At 71.6% G+C, this 17,674-nt stretch carries 22 protein-coding genes; 5 read left to right on the top strand and 17 right to left on the bottom strand.

Annotated elements, in window-relative coordinates; genetic code table 11:
- Window position 1: 1 nt before the first annotated feature.
- From ACWEJX_RS12500 to ACWEJX_RS12420, 17 genes are all read right to left on the bottom strand, one after another.
- The gene (locus ACWEJX_RS12500; protein WP_331452110.1) at window positions 2–793 is read right to left on the bottom strand and encodes a DUF317 domain-containing protein; all 792 of its coding nucleotides are present in this window, start codon (window positions 791–793) and stop codon (window positions 2–4) included.
- A gap of 61 nt (window positions 794–854) precedes the next feature.
- Window positions 855–1,343 carry a hypothetical protein gene (locus tag ACWEJX_RS12495; protein WP_331452111.1) on the bottom strand — a complete coding sequence of 163 codons (489 nt, stop codon included), beginning with the start codon at window positions 1,341–1,343 and terminating at the stop codon, window positions 855–857.
- A gap of 30 nt (window positions 1,344–1,373) precedes the next feature.
- On the bottom strand, window positions 1,374–2,243 hold the full coding sequence (locus ACWEJX_RS12490; protein ID WP_451607426.1) for a DUF317 domain-containing protein: 870 nt from the start codon (window positions 2,241–2,243) through the stop codon (window positions 1,374–1,376).
- Window positions 2,240–3,469, bottom strand: a complete 1,230-nt coding sequence (locus ACWEJX_RS12485; protein ID WP_451607425.1) for an ATP-grasp domain-containing protein — start codon at window positions 3,467–3,469, stop codon at window positions 2,240–2,242. Before ACWEJX_RS12485 ends, ACWEJX_RS12490 begins: the two co-directional genes overlap by 4 nt.
- A gap of 41 nt (window positions 3,470–3,510) precedes the next feature.
- Complete coding sequence (locus ACWEJX_RS12480; protein WP_331452114.1) at window positions 3,511–3,813, bottom strand: hypothetical protein; 303 nt, start codon at window positions 3,811–3,813, stop codon at window positions 3,511–3,513.
- A gap of 34 nt (window positions 3,814–3,847) precedes the next feature.
- Complete coding sequence (locus tag ACWEJX_RS12475; protein WP_451607424.1) at window positions 3,848–5,083, bottom strand: MFS transporter; 1,236 nt, start codon at window positions 5,081–5,083, stop codon at window positions 3,848–3,850.
- The gene (locus tag ACWEJX_RS12470) at window positions 5,080–5,598 is read right to left on the bottom strand and encodes a regulator (RefSeq protein WP_331452116.1); all 519 of its coding nucleotides are present in this window, start codon (window positions 5,596–5,598) and stop codon (window positions 5,080–5,082) included. The genes ACWEJX_RS12475 and ACWEJX_RS12470 overlap by 4 nt, the downstream gene beginning before the upstream one ends.
- Window positions 5,595–6,392, bottom strand: coding sequence for a winged helix-turn-helix transcriptional regulator (locus ACWEJX_RS12465; RefSeq protein ID WP_331452117.1), 798 nt, complete (start codon window positions 6,390–6,392; stop codon window positions 5,595–5,597). Before ACWEJX_RS12465 ends, ACWEJX_RS12470 begins: the two co-directional genes overlap by 4 nt.
- A 41-nt stretch (window positions 6,393–6,433) precedes the next feature.
- Complete coding sequence (locus ACWEJX_RS12460) at window positions 6,434–6,847, bottom strand: hypothetical protein (protein WP_331452118.1); 414 nt, start codon at window positions 6,845–6,847, stop codon at window positions 6,434–6,436.
- 10 nt (window positions 6,848–6,857) lie between these two features.
- Complete coding sequence (locus tag ACWEJX_RS12455) at window positions 6,858–7,277, bottom strand: hypothetical protein (protein ID WP_331453930.1); 420 nt, start codon at window positions 7,275–7,277, stop codon at window positions 6,858–6,860.
- Between the two features lie 23 nt (window positions 7,278–7,300).
- Window positions 7,301–7,780, bottom strand: a complete 480-nt coding sequence (locus ACWEJX_RS12450; RefSeq protein ID WP_451607423.1) for a hypothetical protein — start codon at window positions 7,778–7,780, stop codon at window positions 7,301–7,303.
- Between the two features lie 106 nt (window positions 7,781–7,886).
- A complete protein-coding gene (locus ACWEJX_RS12445; RefSeq protein ID WP_331453931.1) occupies window positions 7,887–8,201 on the bottom strand; it encodes an SH3 domain-containing protein in 315 nt (104 codons plus the stop codon).
- Between the two features lie 184 nt (window positions 8,202–8,385).
- Entirely contained in the window at window positions 8,386–9,132 is a 747-nt protein-coding gene (locus tag ACWEJX_RS12440; protein WP_451607422.1) for a hypothetical protein, read from the bottom strand.
- Window positions 9,133–9,148: 16 nt separating this feature from the next.
- Complete coding sequence (locus ACWEJX_RS12435; protein ID WP_451607421.1) at window positions 9,149–9,850, bottom strand: hypothetical protein; 702 nt, start codon at window positions 9,848–9,850, stop codon at window positions 9,149–9,151.
- 18 nt (window positions 9,851–9,868) lie between these two features.
- Window positions 9,869–10,348 (bottom strand): hypothetical protein, encoded by a 480-nt coding sequence (locus tag ACWEJX_RS12430; RefSeq protein WP_331452122.1) that lies wholly within the window; start codon window positions 10,346–10,348, stop codon window positions 9,869–9,871.
- A complete protein-coding gene (locus tag ACWEJX_RS12425) occupies window positions 10,345–10,896 on the bottom strand; it encodes a DUF4913 domain-containing protein (protein WP_229915790.1) in 552 nt (183 codons plus the stop codon). Before ACWEJX_RS12425 ends, ACWEJX_RS12430 begins: the two co-directional genes overlap by 4 nt.
- Before the next feature lie 235 nt (window positions 10,897–11,131).
- Entirely contained in the window at window positions 11,132–11,887 is a 756-nt protein-coding gene (locus ACWEJX_RS12420; protein WP_451607420.1) for a DNA-methyltransferase, read from the bottom strand.
- 512 nt (window positions 11,888–12,399) lie between these two features.
- Here ACWEJX_RS12420 and ACWEJX_RS12415 point away from each other — a divergent pair.
- The 5 genes from ACWEJX_RS12415 to ACWEJX_RS12395 all read left to right on the top strand — a co-directional run bounded on the left by ACWEJX_RS12415 (window position 12,400) and on the right by ACWEJX_RS12395 (window position 17,591).
- Complete coding sequence (locus tag ACWEJX_RS12415; protein WP_451607419.1) at window positions 12,400–13,512, top strand: C40 family peptidase; 1,113 nt, start codon at window positions 12,400–12,402, stop codon at window positions 13,510–13,512.
- Between the two features lie 102 nt (window positions 13,513–13,614).
- Window positions 13,615–13,929 (top strand): DUF6112 family protein, encoded by a 315-nt coding sequence (locus ACWEJX_RS12410; protein ID WP_190044102.1) that lies wholly within the window; start codon window positions 13,615–13,617, stop codon window positions 13,927–13,929.
- Window positions 13,929–14,621, top strand: a complete 693-nt coding sequence (locus tag ACWEJX_RS12405) for a hypothetical protein (RefSeq protein WP_451607418.1) — start codon at window positions 13,929–13,931, stop codon at window positions 14,619–14,621. The genes ACWEJX_RS12410 and ACWEJX_RS12405 overlap by 1 nt, the downstream gene beginning before the upstream one ends.
- A gap of 36 nt (window positions 14,622–14,657) precedes the next feature.
- A complete protein-coding gene (locus ACWEJX_RS12400; RefSeq protein ID WP_331452126.1) occupies window positions 14,658–16,037 on the top strand; it encodes an SCO6881 family protein in 1,380 nt (459 codons plus the stop codon).
- An 81-nt stretch (window positions 16,038–16,118) separates the two neighbouring features.
- Complete coding sequence (locus ACWEJX_RS12395; RefSeq protein WP_451607417.1) at window positions 16,119–17,591, top strand: SCO6880 family protein; 1,473 nt, start codon at window positions 16,119–16,121, stop codon at window positions 17,589–17,591.
- Window positions 17,592–17,674 lie beyond the last annotated feature (83 nt).

Raw genomic sequence — 17,674 nt, 5'->3', positions numbered from 1 at the left:
ATCAGAGGGATCGGCCGAGGCCGGCGCTCGTGGGAGGCAGGGCGACGGGCAGAGAGCCGGACGCCTGCCTGGCCGGTACCGGTGCGGCAACGTACAGGTGGCCGCGGGTGTGAAAGGGGACGTCCTGGGCAGTGCGGTGGACCGGCTCGGTGGAGATCAGCGAGGCTGTGAAGGCCGCGACGAGCGTGGTGGGCGTACCAAACGAGAAGCGCGCCTGCCAGTGCGGTTCGCTCGGGTATCCGCCCCAGGCTGTCCAGGTCGGTCCGTCGGATCCGGTGGTGGCGTACCGGTGCCGCACGCCTCCGAGCCCGTCCGGCGCGAGGAAGATCTGCGTGCCACCGGTCTTGACCTGGTGACTCCAGCCACGGGCGAACAGTGGCGCGTACGCCTCGTACGGCGCGGTCGCGTCCTCGTATAGCCAGTCGCGGTCGCTGTGCCGGTCTTCCAGGTAGAGGTCGAGCAGTTCGGTGTGGAGATCGTGCAGCAGCTCGACCGGTGTGGAGGCGTCGAGGGTGATCTGCCAGGCCGCGGGGCCGAACGGAACGCGGTTGGCGGCGATGGTCCACGTTCCCTTGCGGGGCTTGTCGGGTTCGAGGACGAGGCTCGTCCACAGCCGCAGGCAGGGGCTGGTGGCGAAGGCCGTTCCTTCCTCGGGGTGGTGCAGTGACCAGTCCTTGTCGAAGGGGAAGGGCCAGGCGCTATGGGGGCTGGCTGGGCCGGGTCCTGCCAGGTGGCGAGGAAGGACCTTCACGGGCTGGGTGGCGTCGAGATTCTTGAACGGGTCGGCCGACACGAAGTGACTCCTGGAAAGGCCGTGCGGAACGCTGGGCATCTGGGAACGGGCGGGCGGGCGGTCACCGGGCGCGGCCACCGCTGCGGGTAGCCGGCGTGACGGGAGCGCTGTGAGCGGTACGGCCCACGGTGCGGCGCGGCGCCGACGCGGCCCACGCACCGGGGAACCAGACAGCCGCGTACTGCTCGATGGCGTCACGCAGCCCGGTGGTGACAGCGCCCTCCCATGGCGGCTTGCCGGGTCGGCAGTACGTGGCGAACGTGCCGTACTGCTTGCTGTTCGCCGACGTGTTGTTGGCTTCGTCGCGGCGGTGAAAGGTGCCGTGGTCCACGAAGCTGAGCGCGACCGCGTCGATCTCGCCCCGGTCCGCGTGGACGACCGCCAGGCGGAGGCCGCCGTACGTGTCCGCGTGGATGGTTCCGGTGAAGCTGATCCGCAGCCGCAGCGGTGCGCCCGCGAACGGGGTGGCGTAGTAGGTGTTGCCCACGACGGTGCTGTCTGGGAAGGGGAGGCACAGTTCCGCGAAGAACTCGGGGGCCTGCAGGGACAAGACGTGTCTCCGCTCGAGGTCGAGCTGGTGTCAGCGGCGCGGGCCGGGCAGGGCCGGGCGGCTGGTGGTACTCCAGCGCGGGACGCTGGGGGCGGGGAGCGTGGCCGGTCGGCGGGAGACGGCCCGCTGCACATCGAGCGGGGTCGGGGCCGGCGGGCTTGGCGGGAGGATGGGGGTGAGCTGGGCCATGTCCTCGACGTAGCTGTGGGTGTCTTGACGCCAGCGCGGCAGCGGCGCCGGATCGGAGACGCACTCGGTGACGGCCTTGAGTAGGGCGACGGGGGTGTCGGTGCTGGCGGTGGCGTACCAGGCGGGGCGGTCGATGGAGGTGCCTGCCCACAGCTGCCAGCGGGCGTCGCGGGTGGTGAGCTCGGCTTCCGGGTCGAGGCGGCCGGTGGTGAACTCCAGTCCGGCGAGCCCGTCGGCGGACTCGATTGCGAAGACTCCCCAGCGGGGGTTGTCGATCTGCCAGCCGCGTTGGATGAGCGGGACGACCGCGAGGAACGGGTCGTGGTCCATGCTCTGGGCTCCGGGTGCGGCGAGGTAGGCGTCCGGGCCGTTCTCGTACGCCCCCGCGAGGGCGGTGGTGAACGCGGTCACGAACTCCGTCGGGCAGGAGTCGTTGAAGCAGGCGCCCCAAGTCGGCGGGCCGAAGGGGTCCTTGTAGGCGTTGATCCGCCACAGGCCGTCGTCCTCTCCTTCGGGGAGGTAGCCGAGGCGGACTTTGCGGTCCGGGGAGTTGATGTAGACGTTGCCGAGGTCGTCGTGCTCGAGGTCCCAGCCGAGTTCGAGGAGCGGGGCGAGCGCGGGATCGCCGATCCCGATGGAGCCGGCGAGATGGCGCGGGGAGACGTAGACGTCCCCGTCGATGTCGGAGCACAGGTCGGGCTCAAGGCTCATCGGACCGCCTGGGTGGTCACGGTGATCTCGTCGCCGGCTATGTCGAGGCGCTCGTTGACCTCGGCGGTGTCGCGGCCGGTGACGATGTAGAACCCGGCCCGGGCGGTGAAGAGGTCTCCGTGCGGGGGCAGGAGGATCGGGTCGCCGACCTGGCGGGTCCACTGCACCTGGCGCAGCCAAGGCGTATAGGCGGCGAACGGCTGGTTGATGTGGCGTTCGGTGAGGGTGCCGGAGGCGGCCGGGTAGATCATGCGGATGCCCGCGGCCTCGCGGCGGGTCGGGGTGAGGTCGGGGGTACGGCCGCAGGCGAGGTCGGCTGCGGCCTTGGGCAGGTCGATGCCGGTGGCGAGGCGGACGAGGTGGCCGATCATGTCGCCCCCGATGCGGGCGTTGACCTCGATCAGGCGGGGGCGGCCGTCGACCAGGCGCATCTCGACGTGCTGGACGCCGTCGGTGATGCCAAGGGCCTTGATCGCGGCGGCGGCGACCGGCGCGACCTGGGCGAGGATCTGGTCGTCGGGGTCGGCGGTGTGGCCGGTCTCCTCGAAGTACGGCGGCGGGCCGAGGCTCTTGCGGGTGACGGCGACGGCGGTGGTCTCGCCGTGGTGGGTGACGCACTCGACCGAGATCTCCGGGCCGTCGAGGTACTCCTCGACCAGGACCGCGGTGTCCTCACGGCTCTGGCCGGCACCGGCCAAGGCGAAGTCGAAGGCGTCGGGCAGCTGCTCGGGCCGGTCGATGCGGATCACGCCGATGCTTCCGGCGAACGCGGCGGGCTTGAGGACGGCGGGGTAGCCGATCGTCATCGTCGCCAGCCCGGCCTCCACCAGGGACCGTGCCTTCAACGAGGCGGCCGAGGGCACCCCGTGGCGGGCGAACAGGGTACGTGCGGTGGCCTTGTTGCGGCAGGCCCGCATCACCTCGACGGAGTTCGTGGGCAGTCCGAGCGCGCGGGCGAGGCGGGCGGTGGGAACGAGATGCCACTCCGTCCAGGTGACCACGCCGGCAAGTTCGTGGCGCTCGGCGAGGACGCGGCCGGCGGCGAGCAGGTCGGTGGTGCTGTCGAGGTCGGCGACGGCGTGGTCGACGATGTACGGCTTCTCCCACGACGGCTGGGTGCCGGTCAGCAGGACGACGTCGTACGCGGCGGCCACCTGCTCAAGGCAGTAGCCGCGATAGACCTCATCGCCCGGCGAGACGACGAGGAGGCGGGGGCGAGCAGACAAGAAGGGGCTTCTCCGTATCGGTAGAGGGCGGGACGGGGAGGTCAGGCGGCGCGGCGGCGGCGCAGCTCGAACGCGCCGGCCCAGCGGGGGTGGTCCTCGACCAGGCGGCGGGCGTAGAGGGCGGTGAAGTTGTTGTTCAGCCCGGCGACGCCGTGCGGGAGTTGGCGGCGCAGGTCCTCGAAGAGGTCCTTCACACCGACGCGGGTGGCGCCGGCGGCGAGGCGGCGCGCGGCCAGGCGCTCCAGGGCGCGGTACACGTGCGGGTTGTGTGCGTCGAAGGCGTGGAACTGCTCGGTGATGGTGCGACCGCGCGCAGGGTTCGAGCCGAGAGCGACAGCGGGCATGGGGTCTCCACAAGCTGGGGAAAGCGTGGCGGGGTCAGGCGTGCAAGGCGGGATCGGTGCGCAGGCGGGCGAAGGCGCAGAACAGCCCGAGTGCCTGCAGCGCGGCGCAGACGGTGATGACGTGGCCGAGTGCCTCGGGCGGGGTGAGCGCGGTCAGCACGCCGGCGACGGGGAAGGGCAGCAGGAGGATGAGGATGGTCACCGACAGGGTGCTGCCGAACTTCTCCGGCGGGATGAGGCGGGAGCGCAGGGTGCGCAGGACCACCGTCATGCCGCCTTCGCCCGCCATGAGGAGGGCGACGAGGATCAGGTAGGAGCGGTAGTCGGGGGCTTGGGCGGCGGCGAGACAGGCGATCGAGGCGAGGGCGGCGCAGGCGGCGCCGACCGGCCACAGGCCCAGGCGGTCGATCGCGAACCGGCAGATGGTGACGGCCAGGAGCGTCGCTCCGGCGGCGGCGGACCAGACCAGCCCGACGGCGGTCGTCGACTGCCCGAAGTGCTGGACGACGATCACGGGCCCGGCCGCCTGGAAGAGGCCCGTGGCCAGGTTGGACACAGTGAGCCCGGTCACGAGCCAGCCGAGCGCGGGCAGGGAGCGGATGGTGCGCCACCCGGTGAGCAGGCCGGCGTTCGTCTGCCCCTTGACAATTCGGGCCGGGGCGACGGGCGACGGGGGTGTGCGCAGGGCAAGCAGCGCGGCCAGCAGCGAGAGCGCGGTGATCACCGCGAGCATCTGCGGCGGGCCGGTGAGCAGGAGCAGTCCGGCGAGGGCGGGGCCGGTCAGGGTCGCGGTCTGGTCGATCCCGAGCAGAACGGCCTGGACCCGGTGGGCGCGTGCACCGGCCCGGCGGCCGGCGGCGGCCCCCGCGGTCTCGGCCGCGATGTAGCTGAACTCCGTGAGCACGCCGGTGGTCGCCGCGAGCGCCATCACGGTCACGCTCGCCACGATGCCGGACGGATGAAGGAAGAGAAGGACCGCGCCGGCGGCGAGGGCCAGCGCCCGCCCCAGCGAGGCGAGGTGGAAGACGACGGAGGCGCCGCGCCGGTCGACGACCGACCCGGCCCACCCGAACGCCGCCAGCCTCGGGATCCACTCCAGCGCGAACGCGGCGCCGGTCAGCGTGGCGGAGCGCGTGGTGGCCAGTACCAGGAGCGGGATGCCGTAGGTGGACATGGCGAACGCCAGGGCGTCCGCCGTACGCGGCAGGTAGATGCCGCCCACCAGCCCGGCGGTGTGGCGCGCGTGCCGGGGCATGACCGCTGCGCTCACGCGGCCGGCTCAGGCTCGGGCAGCGCGGTGACCTGCGGATTACTGGTCAGCCACTGGATCAGCAGGTCGCGGAGAACACTGAGGTCCCTCTCGCGCTCGGAGCCGGACAAGGGCCCGGTACTCGGGGAGGCGGAGCCCTCGGCCTGCTCGGTCGCGAGCGAGGCCGCCAGGAGGTCGAAGGTGTGCCGGACGCGGCTGCAGAAATCACTGACCGGCTCCGGACAGTTGTGGCGGCGGGCCCATCGGGCGGTCGCGTCGTAGAGGTCCGCCAGGGCCGAACCGGCCTCGGTGAGTTCCAGTCCGACGCCGGGTACGGACCGGACGAGACCATGGCCGCGGCCCGTCTCGACAGCACAGCGCAGGTGGTGCGGGGACAGGTCGTGGAGGATCCCGGCCAGCCGTCGCGGCGGTATCGCCCCGTTGTCGTCAATCTCGGTGATGAGCCGGACCAGCGGCGGCGACGCCAGCAGCACGATGGCCTTGTCCAGTTCGGCGGAGGTGAACAGGGTGGTCATCGGCGCGGGCCTCCCGCCGGGACGGCCGCCACCGGACGGGCGGGCGTGGCGTGGGAAAAGAGGTCGCGGTTGCGCCACGTCGGCCGGGACTGGTTGCTGACCCATCCCTTCGGCGCGGGCATCAACTGGGGATGCCCCCAGACCGGATGCTGGCCGGCCTTGCTGAGGGGCTGGCCGGCGGACCACGCGGACAGAGCTCCGAGAACGGGCCCCAGTCCGTCGCCCGCCGCGGACAGCCGGTAGGGCCGGCCGATCCCGTCGGTGTCGACCAGGCCGTCGGCCACCAGCTGCCGCAGCGGCGGGTAGACGTTGGTCCAGTCGCTGCTGGGCATGACCATCCTGGCCAGGGTTCGGCCGCTCGACTCCCCGCGCTGCTTGAGCGCCCACAGCAGGGCGGCGGCGTGCCGGCGGGTGAGCAGGATGAGGCTGTCCTCGACCTGTTCGATGGCGGGGAGCGGACAGTCCGGCTTCTCCAGGTGCTCCTCGGCCCAGGCGACGATCACCGGCAGCACCGGCAGCAGGGCGGCACCACGGTCGGTGTGGCCGTAGGTGACGTGCCGCGCGGTGTGTTCGGTGCGCTCGACGAGCCCGGCGTCGCACAGCGACTTGAGCTTGGGGTGGAGCTGGCCGTTCTGCAGCCAGGGCACCCGGGCCGCCAGCTCGCTGTAGCGCAGCGGCGGACCGGAGAGCGCCAGCATGATCCTTACGTTCCAGCGCGGAGTGATCATGGCGAGGGCCTCGGTGACCCGGGCGATGTCGGCGTCGGTGTCGGGAGGCAGAGCGGTGATGGCCAAGGGAGGGACTCCTGGGAAGTGAAGAGGGATTCGCCTGCGGGTCAGCGGCTTCGGGGCGCGCTTGGGGCCGGGCGGGGCGGAGCCGGTACGGGCGGCGCGGAGGCCGGCGGGGAGGGTGCCGGGGCCGAGGTACGGGTCAGGCTCTGCAGAACTGCGGCGGCCGACTTGGTCTGGGCGTCGCGGGTGGCGACGGCTTCGGCGAGCCGGCGGGCGCCGTCGAGGAGGTGGGAGACCTCGTGCCGGTCGATCTGCCGGTCCGGGTTCAGGAGCCGGGCGATGTGCTCACGGTGGAAGTCGATGCTGCGCTCGGCGAGGGCGAGGTCGGTGTGCATGCCGAGCAGGGCGGAGAGCATCCCGGGCGGCTGGTCTTGGGCACAGGCTTCGAGGTCGGCGAGCGGAGCGCCGTACAGTTCCTCGATCCGTCCGGCTATCTCGGTGGACGTGGGATGGGGCAAGCGGGGGCTTTCACGGTCGGCGGGGCCGGGCCGCCCCGGCATGCGGAGGTGCCGGGGCGGCAGGCGGGGCCAGGGTGGTGGTGGCCCTGAGCTGGGTCATGCGGACGGGCCGGGGTCGCTGGTCGAGCGTGGGCATGGTGCGCAGCAGCTCGCCGAGCGCGGTGCGGTAGCCGTCGCGGGCTTCGAGCGCCGCCTCCAGCCACTGCGAGTCGAAGCGGAGCTGGTCCGCCGACAGCTCGCCCATGTCGCGGTCCGGCCGCATGTCCGCGTGGACGCGGTCGCGGACGCGGGCGACCTGTTCCTCGGCCAGGGCGAGGAAGGAGCGCAGTTCCATGGCCCGGGCGAGCGCGGGAGAGGCATCGGGGCCGCATGCCGCCTCGTGCAGCTCGGAGACGGGGGCGCCGAAGACGTCCTGCAGCTCGCTGTCCATGGTGCTGGTCTTGATTCGCACGCTCACCGCAGGGCCCTTGCCGCTCGGGCCACCGCCGGCGCGGGTACTCCCGCAGGCGGGCGAGCCGGGCTGGTCTGCACCGCCGGTCCTGTTCGGGAACGGAGGCGGGCGAGGCGTTCGGCGGCGGGACCCTTCTTGCCCGGACCGTCCGGGTTGAGGAGCCACCGCACGACCAGGGCCCGGCCGTCGCGGGCGGTGACGGCCGCGTTCACACGGTGGGCGAGGTCCATCGTCGGGTCGTCGACCTCACTGGGCTGGGTCTGCAGTGCGGCGAGGAGTTCGTCCTCCGCGCGGTCGAGCACCGCCTGGGCGTCGAGAAGCAGACCGTGCCACTTGACGATGTCGGTGACGTAGGGGTTCGTGGCCGGATCGTCGGTGACCACGGCCTTCAAGTGCTCCATGCTCGTTCCGAGATGGGCTTCGATCCGTGCGGTGACCACGCCTACGACGTCTTCACCGACGTCGGGTATGTCGTCAGACAAAGGGAAAGGTTTCCTTTCCGGAAGGCGATACCGGAGGGGAAGGTGGGGAGTTCGCAGGCGTCCCGGTAGCTCAGCCGGTGGGACGGGAAGGGCGCGAGTGCAGCTCTCAGTCGAGGCACATGCGGACGTCGCGATAGACGTACGTGCCGGAGACCCAGCCCTTGACGCCCGTGGTCCTGTCCGTGATGTAGAGCCAGTTGCCGCTCTTCTGGTGCACGGTGAACTTGTGGCTGCGGTAGAGGATGCCGAGGGCGGTGGAATTCGTGGTGGCCTTCGACCGGATGGTGACGGCCGCGGTGTGCACCTCGTACGGCAGCGGCGGCAGGTCGTAGCAGCTGGTCGCGAGGGCCGTGGGAGCGACCGCGGGTGCCGCGCTGGCGGTGGTGGCGGACAGCACCGGCAGGGTGATGGCGCCGAGCATCGCCGCGGTGATGGCAATCCGGGTGGAGCGCATGCGGAAGAGACCTCCGTAAAGGCATAGGGATGAGATGGGGGTGGCCGCTGCGGGCGTCGTCCCGGCGGCTGCACTAAGAGTCCGGAGAATCGCCGGTTTGGCTAACCGGCGATCGTCGGCTATGTTTCGCCGCTCTCGTCGGGGGTGGTGCTCAGCGCGAGCGGCCGGGCGGGTGTGCGGCAGGGGCCTTGGGCAAGCCGGCCGGGCGGGTGGCTGCGGCTGCCGGGCGGACCGGCGGGAGGGGCGCGGCCTCGCCGTCGAGCCGGCTGTAACACCAGCGCAGGGCCTCGGCCTGGGTGGCGAAGCCGCCCTCGCGCAGGGTGTGGGTCCATGCGTCGGTGTCGACCTCTTCGACCAGGACGCGGAACGGGCTGGGGGCCCGCTCGTCCAGGGCGCGCAGCGCGACGACGGTGACCATGTCGTCCGGGTCGTCGCGGGTGTAGGAGTAGCCCATGGCGTAGTGGTCGCCGTCGCCGGCGAGACGGCGTTCCAGTGCGCGCGTCGTCTCGTCCGCCGCCGGTGGCCCCAGCTCGGGGTCGAGGACGATGGCTTCGGGCGGGCAGCCACGGTGGATGAGCCAGGACTGCGCCATCGCGGGCAGCGGCAGCCGTTTCCCCTCGAAGGTGAACGTCCGCTTCTGCCGGTCGCGTTGAAGGTGCAGGGCCATCAGCTGCGGCATACCGGGGATTCCCCAGGTGACGGATCCGTCGAACAACACGTAGTAGCTGTGCACGCCATCGGCGGAGTGGTGCTCGGCGAGCGGGGTGAGCATCTCCTCGACTCCGACCTGGCGATCGAAGTCGAGGAGGACCTCTTCGTCGGCGTCGAAGTCGTCCAGGCCGAAATCAACGACGGGGATGGACTTCCTGGCGGGCGCGGGTTCGGTGGAGGACAACAAGAGCCTTTCGGTGGGATCAGCGCCGCCGAGCCGGGGTGGACGGCCATGCCCCAGGCCGGGCCGGGGGCTTTGTCACCTGCGTGGTGGTGGGCGCCCGGCGGGCGGCGAGCAGCGCGGCGCGGCCCGCATCGGTCAGAGCGACCGGCTGGCCGGCGTGCAAGGGGTGGCCGGTATCCCGGACGACCAGGCCGGCGTCCTCCAGCTTCCGCACCTCGGCATAGGGGATGCGGGTGCCGGAGGCGACGGTCACGGACAGCCGGCCTGTCAGCAGGTGCTCATACAGCTTGGCTCCGCCGGCGATAGCGAGCAGTGCCGCCTGGTCCTCGGTCGTGAGCGTTCCTTCCCCGCGCGCCGGTGCTGCTGTGACGGCCTCGATGGGTTCCAGGGCCGCGAGCACCTTGCGGGCGGCGGCGTCACGTTCACCGGCGGCCTCCTCCATCTGGTCCACGGCACGGTCGACGCGCTCGAACCAGGCGGTGTCGACGGGGAACTCGCCGCTGGAGAGGCGGTTGAGGAGCTTGAGGTAGAACGTGACGCTGGTCTGCGCCTGGGCCAGCTCGCGGTGCCGGTCGACCAGATGGGCGTGCGGTTCGTCGAGGACACCGCGGTCGCGCAAGGCCCACAGGGTGTCGACGTCATGGCCGGTGACGGCTTCGATGCGGTGGTCGAGCGGAGAAACCGCACGCCGGCCTGCCGCCGGCGCGGGTTCAGGGGGCATAGGCGACGCTCCACGGGTTCAGCGAATGTGATGGTGCGCGGGATTCTGCGCAGGGCGAGGCAGGCCCGGCATGCCGGAGAGCGGCGGACCGGGCCGGGGGACGGGAGCGCGGGTGGTCAGCTGCGGGGAGCGGGAGCGTGCCGCGTGGGTGCGGGCGCTCAAGGGCCGGCGCGTCATCCCCAGGCGGCGGCCGACCTCGTCGTAGACGTCGTTGCCCGCGCGCGGACGGACCGCGACGACGTGGATCTCCCGCTGATGTGTGGAGTCCGCGGGCGCGGGGCGGAGCCCGTAAACGACGCGCCAGTCCTTGCGTGCGTCCACGAACAGCTTGCGGTAGCCCTCCAGGTCTCCGGTGAGGCGCAGTCCGAAGCGCTGGGCGTTCACGACTTCCTGCAGGTAGGAGAGGGTGAGGTCGCGGATGTCGCCGGGCGCCTGCAGGAGGTCGGTCAGAGCACGGGGGTCGAAGCTCAGGCCGAAGGCCGGCTGTCCCGCGCTCATGACGTCGGCTCGTCCGGCTCCGCGGCACCGGCGGGCTGCGCTGCGCTCGCCGTTTCCGTACGGGCGGACGGCGGCGGGCCGGGCAGCAGGCGGTGCGCGGGCCGGTCGGGAGACGTCATGCAGGCCGACAGCGGGCCGCCGGGCGCGCGGATCGCCGCGATGGCGTGGGTGAGGAAGTCCCGGTGCCACACGAACATCCCGGCCAGGCCGGCGTCGGGTTCCTTGTGCTGCTGGTAGGCGAGCCACAGGGCATGCAGCCAGGCCACGACGTCGTCGTGCTCCTGCCACTGCAGGCACCAGGGCGCCGCGGTGGTGACCTCCGCCCCGTAGACGGGGAGGAGGAAGTCGTCCACCCAGTCCGACAGGGCGTCCAGCTCGTCCTCGCGCTCCTCCCCCGCGAGTTCCAGGATCGGGCGGGGCTCCGGCGGCGCTGCGGGAGGCCCCCCGCCGAACCCGGGCATGCCGAACGCGGCGAACGGCGATCGGTCCGGGGCCGGAGCGGAGGAGAGGTGGTCGAGCTGCCGGGCCTGCTGTTCCGACTGCTCCATGAGCCGCCGGACGCTCGCCTCGATTCCCTCCAGCTGCGGGTCCGGAATGCGAACCGGCTCCAGCATCCCGCCGTCCGCGGGTTCTGTGGATTCGGGCATGAGAAGTACGGCCTCCTATGAGACACGGATGGCGGCGCACAGACCGGCCGGCGAATGACGAACACGCTGGCGGGGTGGAACCGCAAGGGACTGGAAAAGAGAGCCGGTGGCCCCCGAGGGCAGCGCAGTTGACGCTCTAGACGGCGAGAACCACGTCGTCCTGCGTCAGGGTCCCGCGGACCGTCTCGGTGAGCCGGTCGGCCGCGATCGACGCATAGTGCGCGGTCTTCTCCACCCCGATGAAGTCGCGGCCTTCCAGCAGGGCGGCGACGCCGGTGGAGCCGGAGCCGGCACAGAAGTCGAGCACCGTGCCGCCCGGCGGGGCGATCTTGACCAGATCGCGCATCACCTCGACGGGCTTCTGGGTGATGTGCTGGCGCTTCGCTCCCGAGGGCTGCGAGGCGCTATACATGCCCGGCAGGTAGACAGGGTTCCGGGAGCCGTCGATCGCCCCCTTTGACGCCCAGACGATGAACTCACAGTTCTGCGTGAACCGGCCCTTCTGCGGCCTGGCCTGCGGCTTGTGCCAGGCGAGCACCCCGCGCCACAGCCATCCGGCCGCCTGGATCGCGTCCGTGGTGACGGGGAGCTGGCGCCAGTCGGTGAACAGCAGCGCGGTGCCGCCCTCCTTCGTCAGGCGGTGGGACTCGGTCATGATCTGCGTCAGCCAGAAGCCGTAGGACCGCTGGTCCATGTTCTCGCCGGTGAAGTCCGGCAGGGCGTGCTGGGCGTCGGCGGAGGTGTACTTCGCCCTGGCGGAGCGGGTGGTGCGCTCCTTCGCGGTCCTCCCGCCGCTGTTGTACGGCGGGTCGGTGATGACGGAGTCGACGCAGTCGTCCGGCAGACCGGCAAGGACGCTGAGGGCATCACCGTGGTGCTGGGAAAAAGGCAAAGAGGAACCCCAATTCGGGTGGAAGCACGGAGGGAACTGCCCGTCGCGCAAAAGGAGTCCTCGCGGGCCGAAGGTGGGCATGCAGAAGCCCAGGGCCGCAGACCGAGGAGGGCGAGGGGAGTCCAAAAACTGTAGAGGCGAAAACGCCGACGACCAAGAAGTGCATGGAAGAGGTGCCGGATTCCGGCACCTTCCGCGCCACTTTTTGGTCAGCCGCCAATTCGCGCCTACTGTTTTTGAACCGCTCGGCGCACACCGCCGCTGGCTCCTCCCCTGCCCTTCCTCACGGAGGTTTCCCCTGCCCCGGCACACCTAGCTCACGGCCCGGCCGCATGGAGCGAGCGGCAACTCGCCCGCGCCGGACCGTACCAATCGCCCACCCCGGCTGCCGCGCCCTTCCGACACGCCTCGCGCACGCGGCACACCGGACACCGCACCCCGAAGGACACGTCCATGACGTCTCGCTATCCACCCCTGCCCGAAACCGCTGACCCGCGAGCCATCCGAACCGGTTGAAGGCGCTCGCCGCCGGTATCGGCGCCGTCTTCCTCTCCCCGCTCCTGATCGCCGGCACCGGCATGACGCTGGCCGCCTCCGCCGAAGCCGCGCAGACCACCCGCTCCGTCAGCAACTGCCTGACGGACATCGACGCCGGCAAGGTCGCCGACCAGGTCACCAAGATCCTCGACGGGGCGTCCGGCGAGGATGTCCACGTCGAGGGCCTGGACCTGCCAACCGAGCAAATCCCCCACGCCCAGACGATCGTGGCCACCGGCATCAGCCTCGACGTCCCGAAGAAGGGGCAGATCATCGCGCTCGCCACGGCGATGCAGGAGTCGCGGCTGCGCAACCTCAACTACGGGGACCGCGACTCGCTCGGCCTGTTCCAGCAGCGCCCTTCGCAGGGCTGGGGCACCGCCCAGCAGATCCGTGACCCGGTCTACGCGAGCGAGCGCTTCTACAAGGCTCTTCTCGCCGTGGACGGCTGGCAGCAGATGACCGTCACCCAGGCAGCCCAAGCCGTCCAGAAGTCCGGCTTCCCGGACGCATACGCGCAGTGGGAGCCGTTGGCGACCGCCCTGCAGAAAGCCATCGCCGCCACCTTCCCCGGTAACTCGGAGGGCCCCGGCGACGAGACCGGTGACACCGCCTCCTCGAGCTGCAGCACGCAGGACGGGTCCCAGTACGGGCCGATCCCCGAGGGTGCCGTCCCGAAGGGCTACTCGATCCCGAAGGACGCCGACCCGCGCGCCCGAACAGCGATCGACTGGGCGATGCACCAGCTCGGCACGATGTACCAGTGGGGCGGCTCGTGCACGGCCGCACACGGTCCTGATCCGATGGGCCGCTGCGACTGCTCCAGCCTGATGCAGCAGGCGTACGCCAAGGCCGGCATCCAGCTCACTCGTACCACGTACACGCAGGTCAACGAGGGCAAGGCCGTCTCCGTCAAGGCGCTCAAGCCCGGCGACCTGATTTTCAGCCGCGGCACCGCGGCCCGTCCGGAACACGTCGGCATGTACATGGGCGAGGGGCTCGCGATCGAGGCCCCGCGCACCGGCAAGCCGGTGCGGATCACGCCGCTCAAGGACTGGGACGTCCTCGCCGCCCGCCGCGTCGTCTGACGCCGGCCCCTTCTCACGCCGCTCGCGCGCGCCCCCTCCCCTTTCTCTTCACCTCCGCCCGGGCCCGCTCGGCCTGCGCACGCAAGGAGCCCCGCCACACCCATGCCCCTCCCCCTCGCAGACCACGTCATCCAGCTCGCCTTCGACCCTGGGATCTCGCCCAAGGGCGGCGGCCTGCCCGGACTCTCCGTGCTGAAGAACGTCGTCAACTCGATCAACATGTTCGGGATCATCGCCGTCGTCGGTGCCCTCGCCGTCTCGCTCGGCGTGTGGGCCTGGGGCCACCACACCGGTGGCCACCAGGCCGAGGCCAACGGCAAGAAGGGCGCTGTCGTTGCGGCCGGCGCCGCCCTCGGCCTCGGCGCAGCCAACGGGATCGTGAGCTTCTTCTCGGCCCTCGGGTCGCAGGTCCAGTGATGCAGAAACGATTCCCCTCCCTTTCGCTGTCCTCGTACGGCGCCGGCTGGTCCGCCAACCGGCGCATCGCGATCGTCGCCGCCACCGTCGCCGTCCTCCTGGCTGTCGCCACGGTCGTCGCCTGGCTGTCCGGCGGCAACAACGGCCACCAGGTGCCGGACTCCGCCGCTCCGGCCCCGGCGTCGAGCACGTCCTCCTCGGAGGCCGCCCCGAAGCCCGCGGCCGGATCCGGGTCCGTTCCGCATCCCCCGCGGATCGCCGAGCCGGTCGCCTACGCCAAGGCCGCGGCCCAGATGCTGTGGTCCTACGACACCCGGGCCACCAGCCGCGACCAGCAGCTCGCCGGGATGCGGGCGTGGATGACCAGCGAGACCAAGTACGCCGACTGGGCCTCCGTCCTCGGACAGGTGCCCGATCCGGTGCTGTGGTCGCGGATGGCCGACCAGGACCAGAACGCCACCGGAACGGCCCTCGAAGGCCACTACCCCGGCGCGTTCAAGCAGGCTCTGACCGAGGACCCCTCCGCGATCACGAAGGCGTACATCTACGTCGTCACCGTCAACGGCAAGCAGCAGATCGCCTGGAAGAACGGCGGCGCCGGGGCCGAGGCGCGCGCCGTGACCCTCGCCGTGCAGTGCCGGCCCAGCCACGACTGCTCTCTCGCCGCCATCGCTCCGAGCGTCACGCAGTGACCCGCGCCTGACATAAGAAAGGAGGAGTAACTCCTCGTGGGTTTCTGTGACTTCCCCCTGGCGGACAAGCTGTGCGCCGTCGGCGACGCGGTGGACTTCGCCTCCAACCCCGGCAAGGCGATCGGCGACTGGATGGCGAAGTCGGCAGGCGAGCTCGCCGCTGCTGCCGCCGACCTGGCCGCCGAGGCCGTCGACACCACCACCAAGGTGGACCTGAACGCCGGATGGTTCCGCGACAACTACGAGATGCTGCTGCCGCTGGGCCTGGTCCTGCTGGTCGCCACGTTCTGCGCGCAGCTGGTCCGGGCCGCCGTCCGCCGCGACGGACAAGCCCTGACCCAGGCGTTCACCGGCACCATGGGCGGCGTCCTGTTCGCCTTCTGCGCCATCGCCTTCACCACGGTCGCCGTCGAAGTCGTCGACGCGATCTCCGACGGCCTGTTCAAGGCCGCGAAGCTGGACATCGCCTCAGCCGTGCGGCGCATCGTGAAGGTCAACCAGATCGGCGCCCTCGCCGGACTGGGCTGGCTCGTACCGGTCGTCGCCGGCCTCGGTGCCGCGATCGGCGCGATCCTCTACTGGTGCGTGATGATGGTCCGCAAGGTGGGCATCCTGGTCATGGTCACCCTGGCGATCTTCGCCTCCGCCGGAGGCGGCTGGGAGGTCGCTCGGCGCTGGCGCCGGGGCTGGATCGAGGCCACCGCCACCCTCGTGGTCAGCAAGCTGCTGATGACCGTGATCTTCGTGCTCGGCATCGCCGCCATGGGCCGGACGGAGGCCAAGGACGGTGTGGCCGCTCTCGCCGACGTCATGGCCGGCATCGTCATCATGGTCCTCGTGCTGCTGTGCCCGTACGCCGTTTTCAAGTTCGTGCACTGGGCGGCCGAGGGCACGGACGGCGAGTCCATCCACCGGGCCGGCGGCGCCGGAGCCCAGATCGCCAAGGCACATGCCGAGAAGGCCGCCCGGAAGGCCGCCGCAGCGGCGGCCACCGCCGGAACCGGTGGTGCGGCAGCCGGAGCGAGCGCCGCCCCGCAGGGCCCGTCCGCGGCTGGTGGCGGTGGTTTCCCCGGCGACATCGCCTCCCACCCGACCGGCGCAGGTGGAGAAGGCAAGGAAGGCTCGTCGAGCGGCGGAACGGGCGTCTCGCCCGGTGGTGATGCCATCAAGTCCGGTCTGGAGAAGGCCGTCCAGCCCGCGCCGACGAGCGTGTCCGCCGACACCAGCGGCCAGGTGGGCGGCAGCCCGGGGCAGGGCGGTTCCGGAACGAACCGCGCCTCCGGCCAGGGCGGCGGATGGCAGTCCACTCCGCCGACCACGACCCCACCGCCGCAGGGCGCATCCCCGTCCTTCGGCCCACAGAACGCCACGTACGGCGGGGCGGCCTCACCGCCGCCGCCTCCGGCCGGCCTCTGATCCCCTGCCCGACTACCGGGGGCGGGACGTGCACGCCACCTCCCGCCCCCGGGTTCCACCCGCGTCCCCAGGACCCGTCCCTTGACTGATCTCTCCGTCGCCCCGGTCACGGTGAAGTTCCCGCACCGGTCCCGCCGCGGCATCCTCCTCGGCCTCTCCCTGCCCCAACTGGTCCTCGTCTCCGCCACCCTGGCCCTGCTGCTGATGACGGTGGTCTCCACCGGACTGCTCGGCGCCGTCGCCCTGACTCCCCTGTGGGCGGCCTCCGGTGCGCTCGTCGCGATCCGCCGGCACGGCCGCTCCCTCATCGACTGGATGCCGATCGTCGCCCGCCACGCCCACCGCCGCCGCACCGGCCAGACTCTCTGGCTCGCCCGTCCCGTCACCCGCCCCCGGCAGGACGGCGTCCTGCACCTGCCCGGCAGCGCTGCCTCCCTCAAGGTGGTCACCCCCGGCGACTCCGCCAACGGCGCCGCGGCCGTGCACGACCCCCACCAGCAGACGCTGACCGCCATCGCCCGCGTCACCTCCCGCGCCTTCGCCCTCCTCGACCCCGCCACCCAGAACCACAACGTGACCAGCTGGGGACGCGCGCTGGCGAGCATCGCCCGCAGCGGGCACATCGCCACCGTGCAGGTCCTGGAACGCACCGTCCCCGACAGCGGCGACACCCTCACGCGCCACTGGACCCAGAACGGACAGCCCCAGGCCCCGGTCGCTGGCCAGATCTACTCCGAGCTGGTCGCCTCCGCCGGTCCCGCCGCCGCCCCGCACGAGACGTACCTCGCCATCTCCCTCGACCTGAAGGCCGCCAAGCGGCTCATCGCTCAGGCCGGCGGGGGCTTGCCCGGAGCGTTCACCGTCATGGAGCAGACCACCGCCTCCATCGCCCAGGCCGCCCGCACCGCCGGCCTCCAGGTGACCGGATGGCTCAGCTCGCGGGAGATCGCCGCCGTCATCCGTACCGCCTACGACCCGAAGGCCCTCGGCGCACTCCAGCAGTGGTCCGAGACGGGCCGCGCCGAGGCCGACCCGGCCGCCGCCGGGCCCGTCGTCCAGGTCGAGGAGTACGACCGGATCGCCACCGACAGCGCACGGCATGCGACGTACTGGGTGGAGAACTGGCCGCGCACCGAGATCGGGGCCGGATTCCTGCACGGGCTGATGTTCACGGCCGGCGTGCGGCGCAGCCTCTCCCTTATATACGTGCCGCAGGGGCTCGAGTCCGCGCTGCGGGACGTCCAGCGGAAGAAGGCCGCGATCATCGCCGACGCCAACGAACGCGCCCGCCGGGGACAGGTCGACAGCGAGGAAGACTCCGTCGAGTACGCCGACGTCAAAACCCGCGAACGCCAGCTCATCGCCGGTCACGCCGACGTGGCGCTCACGGGTCTGATCACCGTCACCGCCGAGACCGACGCCCTCCTGGACGCCGCCTGCGCGCAGATCGAAACCCACGCCGTCACCTCGGGCGTCGACCTGCGCCGGCTCAACTACCAGCAGCCGGACGCCTTCGCCCTCAGCGCGCTCCCGCTCGCCCGGACCGCCCTGTGACCCAGGCCCGCCCCGGTCCTGCTGGCCCCCTCCGATCGTCTGCGGCGGACCCCCCGTCGCCACCCCTGCCTTCCGGCAGGAAG

The sequence above is a fragment of the Streptomyces sp. NPDC004788 genome, assembly GCF_053601115.1.
The sequence above is the reverse complement of the archived record's forward strand: the minus strand, read 5'-3'. Positions and strand labels throughout refer to the sequence as shown.